Annotated in this window: 12 protein-coding genes; 6 read left to right on the forward strand and 6 right to left on the reverse strand. The window is 65.8% G+C overall.

What is annotated here, in order from left to right; all coding sequences use genetic code 11:
- Window positions 1–10: 10 nt before the first annotated feature.
- The 3 genes from ACVIYL_RS05075 to ACVIYL_RS05085 all read right to left on the reverse strand — a co-directional run bounded on the left by ACVIYL_RS05075 (window position 11) and on the right by ACVIYL_RS05085 (window position 5373).
- Complete coding sequence (locus tag ACVIYL_RS05075) at window positions 11–2767, reverse strand: ligase-associated DNA damage response DEXH box helicase (protein ID WP_456781781.1); 2757 nt, start codon at window positions 2765–2767, stop codon at window positions 11–13.
- A 274-nt stretch (window positions 2768–3041) separates the two neighbouring features.
- A complete protein-coding gene (locus ACVIYL_RS05080; protein ID WP_176937109.1) occupies window positions 3042–4268 on the reverse strand; it encodes an ABC transporter substrate-binding protein in 1227 nt (408 codons plus the stop codon).
- Window positions 4269–4446: 178 nt separating this feature from the next.
- The gene (locus tag ACVIYL_RS05085; protein WP_456777901.1) at window positions 4447–5373 is read right to left on the reverse strand and encodes a methyltransferase domain-containing protein; all 927 of its coding nucleotides are present in this window, start codon (window positions 5371–5373) and stop codon (window positions 4447–4449) included.
- A gap of 130 nt (window positions 5374–5503) precedes the next feature.
- Between ACVIYL_RS05085 and ACVIYL_RS05090 the strand changes: the two genes are divergently transcribed.
- The 5 genes from ACVIYL_RS05090 to ACVIYL_RS05110 all read left to right on the forward strand — a co-directional run bounded on the left by ACVIYL_RS05090 (window position 5504) and on the right by ACVIYL_RS05110 (window position 10906).
- Window positions 5504–6562 carry a ligase-associated DNA damage response exonuclease gene (locus ACVIYL_RS05090; RefSeq protein ID WP_456777902.1) on the forward strand — a complete coding sequence of 353 codons (1059 nt, stop codon included), beginning with the start codon at window positions 5504–5506 and terminating at the stop codon, window positions 6560–6562.
- Entirely contained in the window at window positions 6559–8211 is a 1653-nt protein-coding gene (locus ACVIYL_RS05095; RefSeq protein ID WP_456777903.1) for a cisplatin damage response ATP-dependent DNA ligase, read from the forward strand. The genes ACVIYL_RS05090 and ACVIYL_RS05095 overlap by 4 nt, the downstream gene beginning before the upstream one ends.
- Before the next feature lie 194 nt (window positions 8212–8405).
- Window positions 8406–8711 carry a DUF6460 domain-containing protein gene (locus ACVIYL_RS05100; RefSeq protein ID WP_028334595.1) on the forward strand — a complete coding sequence of 102 codons (306 nt, stop codon included), beginning with the start codon at window positions 8406–8408 and terminating at the stop codon, window positions 8709–8711.
- 20 nt (window positions 8712–8731) lie between these two features.
- Window positions 8732–9466: an MBL fold metallo-hydrolase gene (locus tag ACVIYL_RS05105; RefSeq protein WP_456777904.1), complete on the forward strand. Its 735-nt coding sequence runs from the start codon at window positions 8732–8734 to the stop codon at window positions 9464–9466.
- Between the two features lie 114 nt (window positions 9467–9580).
- Window positions 9581–10906: an MATE family efflux transporter gene (locus ACVIYL_RS05110; RefSeq protein ID WP_456777905.1), complete on the forward strand. Its 1326-nt coding sequence runs from the start codon at window positions 9581–9583 to the stop codon at window positions 10904–10906.
- A gap of 229 nt (window positions 10907–11135) precedes the next feature.
- Here ACVIYL_RS05110 and ACVIYL_RS05115 read toward each other — a convergent pair whose 3' ends face one another.
- Window positions 11136–12233, reverse strand: a complete 1098-nt coding sequence (locus tag ACVIYL_RS05115; RefSeq protein ID WP_225642147.1) for a quinone-dependent dihydroorotate dehydrogenase — start codon at window positions 12231–12233, stop codon at window positions 11136–11138.
- Complete coding sequence (locus ACVIYL_RS05120; protein WP_028334591.1) at window positions 12230–12574, reverse strand: DUF952 domain-containing protein; 345 nt, start codon at window positions 12572–12574, stop codon at window positions 12230–12232. The genes ACVIYL_RS05115 and ACVIYL_RS05120 overlap by 4 nt, the downstream gene beginning before the upstream one ends.
- A gap of 199 nt (window positions 12575–12773) precedes the next feature.
- Between ACVIYL_RS05120 and ACVIYL_RS05125 the strand changes: the two genes are divergently transcribed.
- On the forward strand, window positions 12774–13427 hold the full coding sequence (locus ACVIYL_RS05125) for a S24 family peptidase (protein ID WP_016844853.1): 654 nt from the start codon (window positions 12774–12776) through the stop codon (window positions 13425–13427).
- 179 nt (window positions 13428–13606) lie between these two features.
- On the opposite strand, the gene ACVIYL_RS05130 is transcribed toward ACVIYL_RS05125, so the two are convergent.
- Window positions 13607–14392, reverse strand: coding sequence for a class II aldolase/adducin family protein (locus ACVIYL_RS05130; RefSeq protein ID WP_456777906.1), 786 nt, complete (start codon window positions 14390–14392; stop codon window positions 13607–13609).
- Window positions 14393–14632 lie beyond the last annotated feature (240 nt).

Below are 14632 nucleotides of genomic sequence, written 5' to 3' on the forward strand. Positions count from 1 at the left end.
AATACCAGCGTTACGTCGTCGCCTCCCGCACGAGTTCCTCGGCCGCCTCGGCCAGGAGCTCGTCGGATGCTTCGCCATAAACTGACTCGCGGCCGATTTCCAGCAGCGCGGGGACGGCAAGCGGAGAAACGTGGTCGAGGTCCTTGTGGGTGATTCGGCCGTGGATGCGCGAAAGCATGTCGCTGAGACGGCGAAGATCGAGCAATCCCGTGGCGGCATCGCCGCGCGCGGCGCGCAGCAGCACATGGTCGGCCTGGTGCTTGCGCAGCACGTCGTAGATCAGGTCGGTCGAGAACAGCACCTGGCGGCGCGACTTCTCCTCGTCGGTGAAGCGTCGCGCGATCAGGCCGGAGATGATGGCGCAGTTGCGGAAGGTGCGCTTCATCAGCGCCGATTCCGCAAGCCACGCCTCGAGGTCATCGCCGAGCATGTCGGGATCGAACAGCGCGTTGAGATCGAGCTTGCCGTGCCGGATCATGAAGGAGAGATCGCCGACGCCCCAGACCGCAAGCGCATACTCGTTGGCGACGAAGCCGAGCGGACGGGCGCGGGCGCGCTCCAGCCGGCGGGTCAGCAGCATGCCGAGCGTCTGATGCGCGAGCCGGCCCTCGAAGGGATAGCAGACCAGATAATGGCTGCCGCCGCGCGGAAAGGTCTCGACCAATAGCTCGCGCACCGCCGGCACACGCGAGAATTTTCGCTGCAGCGACAGCCAGTCGTGCACCTGGTCCGGCAGCGCGTTCCAGGCCCGGCTGTTGTCGAGCAGCTTGCGGACGCGTTCGGCGAGATAGGTCGAGAGCGGGAACTTGCCGCCCATATAGGACGGCACTTTTGCATCTTTATCATTGGTGCGGGAGACATAGACCTGGTCTTCAACCAAGGCCTCGTAGCGCACCACCTCACCGCCAAAGACAAAAGTGTCGCCGGGCACGAGGCCCTCGATGAAGACCTCCTCGATCTCGCCGAGCATCCGGCCGCCGCGCGCGATCGCGCCGGTCGATCCGCTACCGCCGGCGCGCGAGCGCACCAGCCGCACCTTCAGCATGGTCTCCTCGACAATGGTGCCGACGTTGAGACGATAGCTCTGCCGCACCTTGGGATTGGTGACGCGCCAGCGGCCCTGCTTGTCCTGCTTGATGCGCGCGAAACGCTCATAGGTCTTCAGTGCGTAGCCGCCGGTGGCGACGAAATCGACGACATCGTCGAAATCGGTGCGTGCGAGCGATGCATAGGGCGCTGCGGTCCGGACCTCATCATAGAGTTCATCGGACAGAAACGGCTTGCCGCAGGCGCAGCCGAGCACGTGCTGGGCCAGCACGTCGAGCGCGCCCGAGCGCAGCGGCGGCGTGTCCTGCGCATTCTCGGCGATCGCGTCGATCGCGACACGGCATTCCAGCACCTCGAAGCGGTTGGCCGGCACCAGCACGGCGCGCGAGGCCTCGTCGAAGCGGTGGTTGGCGCGGCCGATCCGCTGCATCAGCCGCGACGAACCTTTCGGCGCGCCGATATTGATGACGAGATCGACATCGCCCCAGTCGACACCGAGATCGAGCGAGGAGGTGCAGACCACGCCGCGCAGTTTTCCGGCGGCCATCGCGTCCTCGACCTTGCGGCGCTGCGCGACGTCGAGCGAGCCGTGATGCAACGCGATCGCCAGCCCGTCGTCATTCATGCGCCAGAGATCCTGGAACAGCATCTCGGCCTGGCTGCGGGTGTTGACGAACACCAGCGTGGTCTTGTTGCGCTTGATCAGCTCGTAGACCTCGGGCAGCGCATGGCGCGCGCTGTGGCCGGACCACGGCAGCCGCTCCCTGGTGTCGAGCATCTCGACCACCGGCGGTGCGGCGCCGCCGGCGGTGACGACGTCGGCGGATGCATTCTGGCCACCGGGCTGCGGCACCAGGAAGCGCGCGAGCTGCTCCGGCTCGGCGACCGTCGCCGAGAGGCCGATGGCGCGGATCTGCGGCGCGATGGTCCAGAGCCGCGCAAGTCCGAGCGACAATAGATCGCCGCGCTTGGAGGTGACGAGCGCATGCAGCTCGTCGAGCACGATGCGCTTCAGCGAAGAGAACAGGAACGGCGCGTCGTCGGATGCCAGCAGCAGCGCCAGCTGCTCCGGCGTGGTGAGCAGGATGTCCGGCGGATAGCGCCGCTGCCGCTGCCGCCGCGACACCGGCGTGTCGCCGGTGCGGGTCTCGATCCTGATCGGCAGCCCCATCTCGGCGACCGGCGTCTCCAGATTGCGCGCGATATCGACCGCGAGCGCTTTCAGCGGCGAGATGTAAAGCGTGTGCAGCCCGCCGCTGCGGCGAACACCGCGGCCGGTGGAGATAAGGGCTGGGCGAACCGTCTTCGATTCAATTTCGTCGCTTGCGAGATCGTCGGGCTCCCTCCCCCTGAAAGGGGGAGGGTTGGGGTGGGGGTCAGCCGCTCGCTCCGTGCCCGCGGCTGACCCCCACCCGTCGCGCTCGGTTGCGCTAGTGCGCCCCCGAGCGTGCCGACCTCCCCCTTTCAGGGGGAGGTAAGAGTTCTTGCCCTGCCCCTCTCCACTCAACTCCACCAGTGTCGGCAAGAACCCCGCCAGCGTCTTGCCCGCTCCGGTGGGCGCGATCAGCAGCGCCGAGCGCTGCTCGCGCGCTTTCGCCAGCAGCGCGAGCTGATGCTCGCGCGGCGACCAGCCGCGTGAGGCAAACCAGTCGCGAAACCGGCGCGGCAGGAGATCGGCCGTTTCCGACGGCGGAACGGAAAAGAGATCGAGCGTCGACACGCCCAAGAGGTAGGTGGTTCAGGCGGCTTCGTCGAGGGCGGAGCGGAAATGGCGGCAGGTGGCAGGACTACCAGCGCGCTCCGTGCGCTGCGAAGCGCCTGGATGTCACCTCGCCCCGCCTGCGGGGAGAGGTCGGAATTCAAGCGCAGCTTGAATTTCCGGGTGAGGGGGTACAGGTCTTACAACTCGCACCGCCTCGCGGAGGGAAGCCCCTCACCCCGCCCTCTCCCCGCAAGAGCGGGGCGAGGGGGACGAGAGAGCGAGGCTTACCCAACTACTCTGTCATCGGCTGGCCGGAGAGGTCCCAATCCTTGCCGTTGAAGATCGAGACATAGAGCGTCTTCATCGGCGTGTAGTCGTCGGGCGTGTAGCTGTAATTGATGCCTTCAAGGAAATAGGGCGAGTGGAAGCCGGCGAGCGTCGTGGCGTGCTTCAGCACGTTGGCGCGGGTCAGATCGTCGCCGCAGCGGCGCAGGATTTCGCCCATCGTCGCCGCCTGGCCGTAGCCCGCGAAGGCGATGGTGTTATCGGGGTCGATGTTCGGCAGGTACTTCTTGCGCAGCTCCTCGAACGCGATCACGTCCGGATCCTTCTCGTAGCGCGGCACGCCGACTTCCTTGTTGTAGCGGATCGCGACGATGTCCTTGGCGTTCTCGAGGCCAGCGGCGCTCAGGATCGAGCGACCGGTCGAGCCCGCCGACAGCAATTGCAGCGGCTTCCAGCCGAGCTCGGTCACCTTGCGGATCGACTGCGACGTCGCCTTGCCGGTGGTGATGTTGTAGAAGACGTCGGCGCCCGACTTCGAGAGATTGATGAGCTGCGAATCGACCGTCGGATCGGTGAGATCGTAGGTCTGCTCCATGATCACCTGTGCCTTGCCGCCGGCATCGGCCAGCACCTTCTTGAACGGCCCGAGGAAGTCGCGGCCGAAATCATCGTTCTGGTAGAGGATGCCGACCTTGGCGTTCGGCTTCACGCTGACGACGTGCTTGGCGAGAACGCGTGCCTCGGTCGGATAGAGCGGCAGGCCCGCCATGGTCCATTTGAAATTCTTCGGGTCGTTCCACTTCGAGGCGCCGGTGTTGAGCAGAAGCTGCGGCACGCCCTTGGAATTGAGATATTTGTGCACGGAGGTCTGCGGCGCGGTGCCGAGCGAGCCATACAGCGCCAGCACCTCCTCCTGCTCGACCAGACGGCGCGTCGCCTCGACGCATTTCGGCGCGCTGTAGGCGTCGTCCATGGTGAGGAATTTCACCTTGCGGCCGTTGATGCCGCCCTTGTCGTTCAGCATCTGGAAATAGGCTTCGCCGACGCGGCCGAGCACACCATAGAGCGAGCCGGGGCCGGAATGCGGCACGGTCTGGCCGAGCTTGATCTCGGTGTCGCTCGCACCCGGATCGTACTTCTTGTCGGCGGCCCGGACGAAAGGCGCGGGCAGCACGGACGCGGCGATCACGGACAATGCAGTGGCGCCGAACTCGCGCCGTGTATGTTTTTTCATTATTTCTCTCCCTGAGACGAAAAGCTCTCTCGCATTCCGCCCTGCGCCGGGCAAGCGCGAAGTCATGACTTTGCGGCGCAATGCCGCGTCGCGGCAAATGCGTAGCGTGTAGACTCAAGTTTGGGTGCGTAACGTGAATGACTCTTCCCTTCTCCCCTTGTGGGAGAAGGCGAAGCGGTCACGGCTTGACCGCGACGGCGACGAGTCCGGGTGCCGGGATATTGTCTTCATTGCGCGCCGAGAGATCGTCGAGCTGGGCCAGCGTCAGCCCCGCGGCAGCGACGGAGTCGCGCACGTAAGCTGCACTGTGGGCGTAGCGCAGTCCCTCGCCGATGATGACGCCTTCGCCGTCATGGGTCTCGGCCGTGAAGGCGAGCACGCCGCCCGCCACCAGGACGCGGCTGGCCTCGGCGAGCACCGGCGCGAGATCGGCGACATAGACCATTGCATCGGCGGCCAGGATCAATTCGGCGCTGGCCTCGCGTTTGGCCGAAACGGCCTTCAACATGTCGTCGACCTCGAGCTCGGCATAGAGGCCGGTGGCGCGCGCCTTGTCGATCATGCGCGGCGACAGGTCGATGCCGATGAAGCGATCGACATGCCGGGCGAATGCGCCGGCCGCCAGCCCGGTGCCGCAGCCGAGATCGATCGCACGCTTGAAGAAGGCCGGTTTCTTTGCGCCCGCACGCACCGACAGCACCGCCTTGAACAGCAGTGCCGGGCCGCGATAGCCGAGATCGCCGACCAGCGCGGCCTCGAAGCGCGGCGCATATTGATCGAACAGCGTCTGGACATAGCCCGGCGGCATCGCGCTGACGGCCTCGACGCCGAGCTGCATCAGACGAAGGCCGGCGCCATGACGGTCTTCGGGATCGGCGTCGCGCGCGCCGCGGAACGCTGCGATCGCGGCATCGCGCTGACCGAGCTCCAGGCGGATCTTGCCCAGCGTGTACCAGGCCGACGGGAATTTCGGCACGAGCTCGATCGCCTGTTCGAGCAGCTCGGCGGCGGCCGGCAGATCGCCCTTCAATTGCAGGTCGCGCGCGAACTCGTAGCGGCGGTCAGCGACGAGGTCGCCGGAGGACAGAAACAGGCGGGGGGCCATTCGCTTTAAGGAACCAATCTCGGCCGGGTCCGGCCATCCATCAAAGCACGGACTTTTTCCGGAGATGGATGCACGGGTCAAGCCCGCGGATCCGGCTAAACATCGCAGATCGAGCGCCTATATAGGGACGATGCGCCCGCAAGACATCCTGATGCCCGTCCCGGCCGGGCTTTGCTGCAAGCCCGGCGGCTTCCACATCGATCCTGTCAGGCCGGTCGAGCGGGCACTGATCACCCATGGCCATTCCGACCATGCGCGGGCGGGTCACGGCGCGGTGCTCGCGACCCAGGAAACGCTCGACATGATGCGGCTGCGCTATGGCGAGAATTTCGCCGGCTCGACGCAGGCGATCGCCTATGGCGAGGAGATCAGGCTCGGCGACGTCGCGGTGACGTTTCATCCCGCTGGCCACGTGCTGGGCTCCGCCCAGATATCGGTGACCTGCAAGGACACCCGCATCGTCGCCTCCGGCGACTACAAGGATGCGCGCGACCCGACCTGCGCGCCGTTCGAGCTGGTGCCCTGCGACGTCTTCATATCAGAGGCGACGTTTGGATTGCCGGTGTTCCGCCATGGCGATGCCGCCGGCGAAGTAAACAAGCTGCTGGCCTCGGTCAAACTGTTCCCGGAGCGCGCGCATCTGGTCGGCGCCTATTCGCTCGGCAAGGCGCAGCGCGTGATCGCGCTGCTGCGCGAGGCCGGCTACGACGCGCCGATCTACCTGCATGGCGCGATGGAGAAGATCACTTATTACTATCAGGAGCGCGGCATTGCGCTCGGCGAGCTCCGGCCCGCGCGCGGCATGAAGAAAGCCGAGCTTGCCGGCACCATCACGCTGGCGCCGCCAAGCGCGACATCCGATGTCTGGACGCGCCGCTTTCCCGATCCAGTCACCGCATTCGCCTCGGGCTGGATGCGCGTGCGCGCCCGGGCCCGGCAGGGCGGCGTCGAGCTGCCGCTGGTGATATCAGATCATGCGGACTGGGATGGGCTGACGGCGACGATCGCGGCGACCGGCGCCGGCGAGATCTGGGTCACCCACGGCCAGGAAGATGCGCTGGTGCATTGGTGCAAGACCAAAGGCCTTGCCGCGCGGCCGCTCGATCTGGTCGGCTATGGCGACGAGGATGAAGGCGAGACGGCCGCACTGACCGGCGAGGCCCAGCTCGCCGGCGAGGCGGAAACATGAACCGTTTTGCCGAGCTGCTCGACCGCCTCGCCTACGAGCCCGGCCGCAACAACAAGATCAAGCTGCTGGTCGCCTATTTCCGCGAGACCGAGGACCCCGACCGCGGCTACGCGCTGGCGGCGCTGACCGGCGCGCTGTCGTTCAAGCACGCCAAGCCCGGCCTGATCCGCGACCTGATCACCGAACGCGCCGACCCGGTGCTGTTCGGCTACTCCTATGATTACGTCGGCGACCTCTCGGAGACGGTCGCGCTGATGTGGCCGAAGGCGGAGCTGCCGGGCCACAACAACCCGCCTCCCCCGACGCTGACTGATGTCGTCATCACGCTGCGCACGCTCGGCAAGGCCGAGCTGCCGGCGCAGCTGGCGCGCTGGCTGGACGAGCTCGACGAGACCGGGCGCTGGGCGCTCTTGAAGCTCGTCACCGGCGCGATGCGGATCGGGATCTCGGCGCGGCTGGCGAAGACCGCGGCGGCGGCGCTCGGCGACAAAGACCCGCACGAGATCGAGCTGCTGTGGCCGGGCCTGTCGCCGCCCTATCTCGACCTATTCGCCTGGCTCGAGGGCCGCGGAGACAAACCGGTCAACCGCGACCCTGCGCCGTTCCGCCCGGTGATGCTGGCGCATGCGATCGAGGATGGCGATTTCGCCAACCTCGACGCCGCCGATTTCAGCGCGGAATGGAAATGGGACGGCATCCGGGTGCAGGCGGTGTCCGGCCGCGATGCGCGCGGCCACGTCCAGGCGCGGCTCTATTCGCGCACCGGCGAGGATATCACCGGCAGCTTTCCGGATCTGGTGCCGTCGCTGTATCTGCCCGGCGCGATCGACGGCGAGTTGCTGGTGCTGCGCGACGGCCGCGTGCAGACCTTCAACGTGTTGCAACAGCGGCTGAACCGCAAGGTCGTTTCGCCGAAGCTGATCAAGGAATTTCCGATCCACCTGCGCGCCTACGACCTGCTCGGCGACGACGAGAACGATCTGCGCGAGCTGCCCTTCACCGAACGCCGCACGCATCTCGAAGCCTTCGTCGCCAAGCTGAATGATCCGCGCATCGATCTGTCGCCGACCGTCCCGTTCGCGAGCTGGGAAGAGCTAGCCGCGGCGCGTGCCGATCCCAAGAGCGCCGGCGCCGGCGACGATGCCGACGCGGTCGAAGGCGTGATGCTGAAGCGGCGCGACGCGCCCTATCTGCCTGGACGGCCGAAAGGTCCGTGGTGGAAGTGGAAGCGCGATCCGCACATCATCGACGCGGTGCTGATGTATGCCCAGCGCGGCCACGGCAAGCGCTCGTCCTATTACTCCGACTATACGTTCGGGGTCTGGACCCATGGCGATGATGGCGACGAGCTGGTGCCGGTCGGCAAGGCCTATTTCGGCTTCACCGACGAGGAGCTGTTGCAGATCGACCGCTTCGTCCGCCGCAACACCACCGAGAAGTTCGGCCCGGTGCGGCATGTCGTGCATGAGCCGGATCAGGGGCTGGTGCTGGAGGTCGCCTTCGAGGGCTTGCAGCGCTCGCCGCGTCACAAGTCCGGCGTCGCAATGCGCTTCCCCCGGATCAGCCGCCTGCGCTGGGACAAGCCGCCGCGCGAAGCCGACCGGCTGGAGACGCTTGAACGGATGTTAATCTCCATGACAGGAAGTTAAATCCCAAGCGCGCATGACAGCCATTGATCGCGGTGCGCGGGTTTCCCATGTGCACCGCCGTGACCTATAATGCGGGCGATTCCGTTAGACCTCGGTTCTGATGGAATCGGAACCGAGGTCTAGGTTTTGTTTTGACGCGTTTTCTTCACGCGAACCGGTGCCCACTTCGCGCGAAAACGCTATTGGAGACAGCAATGCCAAACGACATCCGGGACTTGCCGGCCGGCCGGAGTGACGGCCTGTACCGCTTTCTCGGCGGATCGCCGCTCTCTGTGGCGTTCCGGTTGATTCTGCTGTCGATTCTGGTCGGTGTCGTGCTCGCCGCGATCGGCCTCGATCCATGGAACATCCTCAACAGCATCCGCAGGCTGTTCCAGAGCATCTGGGATTTCGGCTTCGACGCGATCAACTGGGCCTGGCGCTACTTCCTGCTCGGCGCCGTCATCGTGATTCCGATCTGGCTGTTGTCGCGGCTGTTCGGCGCGCCGCGCGGCCGCTGATCTCAGGGAGTTCGCAGCCGATGCAATTGCGATTTGTCGGCTGCGGCGATGCATTCGGCTCCGGCGGCCGCTTCAACACCTGTTTCCACGTCAGCGGCGCGCGCAGCAATTTCCTGATCGATTGCGGCGCCTCGTCGCTGCCGGCGATGAAGCGGCTCGAGATCGACCGCGACGCAATCGACCTGATCCTGATCACGCATTTCCACGGCGACCATTTTGCCGGCCTGCCGTTCTTCCTGCTCGACGCGCAGTTCTCCCGCCGCACCCGGCCGCTGGTGATCGCCGGGCCCGAAGGCATCGAAACGAAACTGCCTGCGGTGATGGAGGTGATGTTCGAGCATTCCTCCAAAACCAAACAACGCTTCGATCTATCCGTCGTTACGCTGGCGCCGCGCGAAACGCGCAGCTTCGGCGAGGTGACCGTGACGCCCTACCCTGTCGTGCATGGCGAGTCCGGCGGGCCGTTCTTCGCGTACCGCGTCGAGGCGGAAGGCCGCATCATCAGCTACAGCGCCGACACCGAATGGACCGACGCGCTGATCCCGGCGGCGCAGGACGCCGACCTCTTCATCGCCGAAGCCTATACCTACGACAAGATGGTCAAGAACCATCTCAGCCTGAAGACGCTGGAAGCGCATTTGCCCGCCATCAACGCCAGGCGCGTGGTGCTGACCCATATGAGCGACGACATGCTCGGCCGCATCGACGATTTGCCCTACACGGCGGCGAGCGACGGCATGGTCGTGGCGCTCTGACCATGCAATGCCTTGCCCGCCGATCTTCCGCCATCGCATTGCTCTGAGAACAATTCCGGCATGGTCGCGCGACGGATGTCGCGATAGAAACGGATATTCCTTGCAATTGTAGCCATGCACGCACCCATCCACCCGAAGATCACGACGCGTCAGGTGTTCGCCATCGCCGGCCCCGCGATGGTCGCCAACCTGACCACGCCGCTGATCGGCATCGTCTCGACCACCGCGATCGGCCGCCTCGACGACGCCGCGCTGCTCGGCGGCGTGGCGATGGCCTCGGTGATCTTCGACTGCCTGTTCTGGCTGTTCGCCTTCCTGCGCATGAGCACGCTGGCCTTCACCGCACAGGCGCAGGGCGCCGGCGAGATCAAGGAATATGCCGCCATCCTGGTGCGCGGCTTCATCGTCGCCGGCCTGATCGGCGCGGCGCTGATCGCGCTGCAGGTGCCGCTCGCCGCGGTCACGTTTCAGCTGATGGGCGGCAGCGAAGGCGTCACGCGCGCGGCCAAAGCCTATTTCATGATCCGGATCTGGTCGGCGCCGCTGGCGCTCGCCAATTACGTCATCCTCGGCTGGCTGGTCGGCCAGGCCCGCGCCAATCTGGCGCTGGCGCTGCAGATCGTGATCAATTTGATCAACATGGCCGCGACCGTGCTGCTGGTGCAGGTCTACGGCACCGGCATCGCCGGTGCCGCGATCGCCGCCGTGCTCGCCGAGACCGCCGGTTTCGCTGTCGGCATCGTCGTGGCCTGGCGGATCTCGCAAGGCGGCTTCGCGGTGCCCGCGGCCACGCTGTTCGACCGCGCCAAGCTGATGCGCATGCTGGCGGTCAATCGCGACATCATGGTCCGCACCGCGGCGCTGATCGTCGTGTTCCTGTTTTTCACCGCCAAGGGCGCGCGCGAAGGCGACGTGACGCTGGCGGCGAATTCGGTGCTGAACAATTTCCTGCTGGTGAGCGCCTTCTTCCTCGACGGCCTCGCCAATGCCGCCCAACAGCTGTGCGGCCGCGCCTTCGGCGCACGCGATCCACGCGGCTTTTCCGATTCGACCCGGCTGGTGCTGCTGTGGGGGATCGGCTTTGCGCTGGTGGTGTCGGTGCTGTTCGCACTGTTCGGACCGGCGCTGATCAATTTGATGACGACCAGCGACGACGTGCGCCGCTATGCGCGCGAGTTCCTGCCGTTCGTGATCCTGGCACCCCTGCCCGGCGTGTTCGCGTTCGGCTTCGACGGCATCTATGTCGGCGCCACCTGGGCGCGCGAGATGCGCAATCTGATGCTGGCCTCGCTTGCGATCTTCCTCGCCACCTGGTGGGCGCTCAGCTCGTTCGGCAACACCGGCCTGTGGATCGCGCTGCTCGGCTTCTACGTCGCGCGCGGCGGCCTGCAGGGCCTGCGCTATCCGGCGCTGCTGCGGAAGACGTTCAAGACGGCGTAAGTCCGTAGCCCGGATGGAGCGAAGCGCAATCCGGGCTACGAAGTTCTCTTCCCCTTCCCCCTGAAAGGACCTGAAAGGGGGAAGGTCGGGATGGGGGTCAGCCACAGGCGACGCAGCTCATGGAGAGAGCTGATCCCCACCCGCTTTGCTCTGGCGAGCAAAGCGACCTCCCCTTTTCAAGGGGAGGTTAGGGCGCAGCCGGATTTCGCTTCATCCGGGCTACCCGCACCTACCTCACCGGCCACTCCTCGGCTGTAATCGTCGCCGCATCGGCGCCGACGATTTCCGACAGCGAGTCGCGGCCGGTGCGCAGCAGGGTCGAGGACAGATCGCGCTTGATGTCGTCGACGAGGCCAAGGCCCTTGTAGACCAGCGAGGAATAGAGCTGGATCAGGCTGGCCCCGGCACGGATCTTGGTCAGTGCGGCGCCGCCGCTATCGATGCCGCCGACGCCGATCAGCGGAAACGCGCCTTCGACACGGACATAGGTCTCGGCCACCATCCGCGTCGACAGCCGGAACAGCGGACGGCCCGACAGGCCGCCCTGCTCCTTGGCGCGATTCTCCTCGCGCAAGGTCGAGGGCCGCGCCAGCGTGGTGTTGGCGACGATCATGCCGTCGACGCGGCGCGAGCGGGCGATGTGCACGACGTCGTCGAGCTCGGCGAGGCTGAGGTCGGGCGCGATCTTGAGCAGGACCGGCGAATCGCCGGCGTTCTTGCGCACGCGCTCGCGGGTATCGATGACCCGCGCCAGCAGATCGTCGAGCGCCGCCGATTGCTGCAGATTGCGCAGGCCGGGCGTGTTCGGCGAGGAGACATTGACGGTGAAATAGCTCGCGACCGGCGCAAACGTCTCGATCAGCTTCACATAATCGGCTGCGCGGTCGGGCGAATCCTTGTTGGCCCCGACATTGACCCCGACGATGCCGCCGGCGCTGGCGCGCGCGGCGAGCCGCCGCAGCACGGCCTCCGCACCGTCATTGTTGAAGCCCATGCGGTTGATGACGGCCTCGTCGCGCTCCAGGCGAAACAGCCGCGGCCGCGGGTTGCCGCCTTGCGGCTTCGGCGTCACCGAGCCGATCTCGACAAAGCCGAAGCCGAGCCGCAGCAGCGCGTCGGGCACCTCCGCGCTCTTGTCAAAACCCGCCGCCATGCCGATCGGATTTGGAAAGTTGAGTCCGAAGGCACGCACCGCGAGCTTGGGGTCATCCGGCCGCTGCCGGATCGGCGGCAGCAGCTTCAGGCCCTGGATCGCCATGCGATGGGCATCTTCGGGATCGAACCAACGCAGCAGCGGCAGCGAAAAGGCGTCGAAGGCACGGATCACGGCTTGAGCTCCGGAACGTCGTGGCCACCGTCGGAGCGCGCGCGCAGGTCGAGGATCTCGGTGACCGCGCCGAGGTCGAGTTCGCCATAGAGATGCGGGAACAGCTCGTCATTGCGCGACCGCTCCCAGCGCAGGGCATCGCCCAGCGCATCGGCATCGACCGCGACCAGGAACAGGCCGGTTTGCCCGTGGTAGTGCTTGCGCGCGGTCTCGGCCACCTGGGAGGCGGTGGAAAAATGGATGAAGCCGTCGCGTTTGTCGTCGGCACTGCCCCGGTACACGCCCTGCCGCTCAGCCTCGCGCCAGGCCGAAGCGGGGGTGATTTTGTAGATCATCGGCACGGGCCGGCCTTCCCTTTTGTCCTTGAGTCTCTTGGGGTTTTATCCGGATTTGAGGGGAAATGCCCCAGACGCCATCTGGCGAGCGAGGGACCGTATCGGCGGCGGCGGCGCAACTCAAGCGGTGCCAGGGCACATCGGCCGACAGATTTGCGAAAACGCCAAGTTTCAGGCAATAATTCCTACCATCCGGGATACCTCGATGGCCAAACAGCCCAAAGCCACCCGACCGCTGACCCACGCGCAGGTCTGGGCCGCGCTCGACCGGCTCGCCGAACGCGCCGGGCTGTCGCCGTCGGGCCTTGCCAAGCAGTCCGGACTCGACCCCACCACCTTCAACAAATCCAAGCGCGTGACCGGCGACGGGCGCGAGCGCTGGCCCTCGACCGAATCGCTCTCCAAGGCGCTGGCCGCGAGCAATGCCAGCATGGAGACCTTCGTGCAGTTGCTCGGCGATGGCGCGCGCGGCGGACAGTCGGTGCCGCTGATCGGCTTCGCGCAGGCCGGCGCCGGCGGCTATTTCGACGACAGCGGCTTTCCCGCCGGCAAGGGCTGGGATGAAGTGGCGCTACCGGCGACATCAGACGAACACGCCTATGCGCTGGAGATCGAGGGCGACTCGATGAAACCGGCCTATCGCGAAGGTGACATCATCGTGGTGTCACCCGCGACCGCGATCCGCCGCGGCGACCGCGTGGTGGTGCGCACGACCGGCGGCGAGGTGATGGTGAAAGAATTGAGACGCCGCACCGCCAAGATGCTGGAACTGGCGTCGCTCAATCCGGAGCACCCCGACCGCATGCTCGATGCCGAGGAAGTCGCGTGGATCGCACGCGTGGTGTGGGCGAGCCAGTAGCCGGCTAAACCAGTAGCCACATAACCACTGTCGTCCCGGCGAAAGCCGGGACCCATAGCCACCGAAGATTATTGCTACACCACGCTGGGGCCGCAGCGCGCTTCAACAACGCGACCCTGTGGTAATGGGTCCCGGCTTTCGCCGGGAGACGGCGGAGGTTAGAGCGCCATCCAAGCCCATTACGTCGCGTAGTCCGGCTCCTTGCGATCGAGCATCCGCTTCAGCGCATCGAAATGCCGCTGCGCCGGGGACGGGCCGTTGTAGAGATGGTCGTCGCGGAAATCGCGTTTGGTCTTCTCCACCACATGCTGCGGCAATTGCTTGAGCGGCTGCTGGGTCCACATCGCGTAGATCTGCACCTGTGCGGCGCGCTCGATGTAATAGAGCCGGTCATAGGCATCGGCGACCGTCTCGCCGACGGTCGAGATGCCGTGATTGGCCATGAACAGGATGGTCTTGTTGCCGATCACCTTGGCGAGCCGCGCGCCTTCCTCGGGATCGAGCGCGGGGCCGGTGTAGAGGTCGTCATATGCGATCGCCTCCGACAGCCCGACCTCGGTCTGGCCGATCTCCTTGATCCGCGGATCCTCGAGCCGTGTCAGCGCGCTCGCATAGGGCATGTGGGTGTGGAACACGGCCTTGGCCTGCGGCAGCGCCTTGTGGATCGGCGCATGGATGCAAAAGCAGGAGCGCTCGACCTCACCCTCGCCGCGCTTCACCTCGGCATCGTCGATGCCGACCTCCATGAAGGAGGATGCTGTCACCTCCGACCAGTGCATGCCGAACGGGATCTGGTAGTAGCGGTCGGTGCGGCCGGGCACCACCAAGGTGAGGTGGTTGAAAATACCTTCCGAAAAGCCGTGGATGTAGGCGAGCCGATGCGCCGCCGCGAGATCGACCCGCGCCTGCCATTCCTCGGCGCTCGAACTGTCCTGCAGCGATGTCGGCGAAACCCTGAACTGCATGCGCATGCTCCCGTCTGTGCCGGCCTCTCGGCGGAGGCCGTGCTGATTTTATGGATGCGAGTGTAGCGCAATCCGGCGCCAGGCTCCGGTGAAATTGCCGATGGCCTGCTATCCGAATTTTGCGGGCTCGGCGTCATTGTGTGATGATGCGCTGCGAAGATCGCGGCTCGGCGGCTTCGTTGGCTGCGGCGGAAAGCCACATGAGCGGCCTGCACTTTCCAACCCAACGCAACCCACTCC

It is taken from the genome of Bradyrhizobium sp. USDA 3315, from assembly GCF_054056795.1.

Bases quoted from the DNA above. Each gene is read 5' to 3' on its own strand.
- ACVIYL_RS05080 (WP_176937109.1), bottom strand. From the start codon at position 4,268: ATGAAAAAACATACACGGCGCGAGTTCGGCGCCACTGCATTGTCCGTG.
- ACVIYL_RS05085 (WP_456777901.1), bottom strand. From the start codon at position 5,373: ATGGCCCCCCGCCTGTTTCTGTCCTCCGGCGACCTCGTCGCTGACCGC.
- ACVIYL_RS05090 (WP_456777902.1), top strand. From the start codon at position 5,504: ATGCGCCCGCAAGACATCCTGATGCCCGTCCCGGCCGGGCTTTGCTGC.
- ACVIYL_RS05095 (WP_456777903.1), top strand. From the start codon at position 6,559: ATGAACCGTTTTGCCGAGCTGCTCGACCGCCTCGCCTACGAGCCCGGC.
- ACVIYL_RS05100 (WP_028334595.1), top strand. From the start codon at position 8,406: ATGCCAAACGACATCCGGGACTTGCCGGCCGGCCGGAGTGACGGCCTG.
- ACVIYL_RS05105 (WP_456777904.1), top strand. From the start codon at position 8,732: ATGCAATTGCGATTTGTCGGCTGCGGCGATGCATTCGGCTCCGGCGGC.
- ACVIYL_RS05110 (WP_456777905.1), top strand. From the start codon at position 9,581: ATGCACGCACCCATCCACCCGAAGATCACGACGCGTCAGGTGTTCGCC.
- ACVIYL_RS05125 (WP_016844853.1), top strand. From the start codon at position 12,774: ATGGCCAAACAGCCCAAAGCCACCCGACCGCTGACCCACGCGCAGGTC.
- ACVIYL_RS05130 (WP_456777906.1), bottom strand. From the start codon at position 14,392: ATGCAGTTCAGGGTTTCGCCGACATCGCTGCAGGACAGTTCGAGCGCC.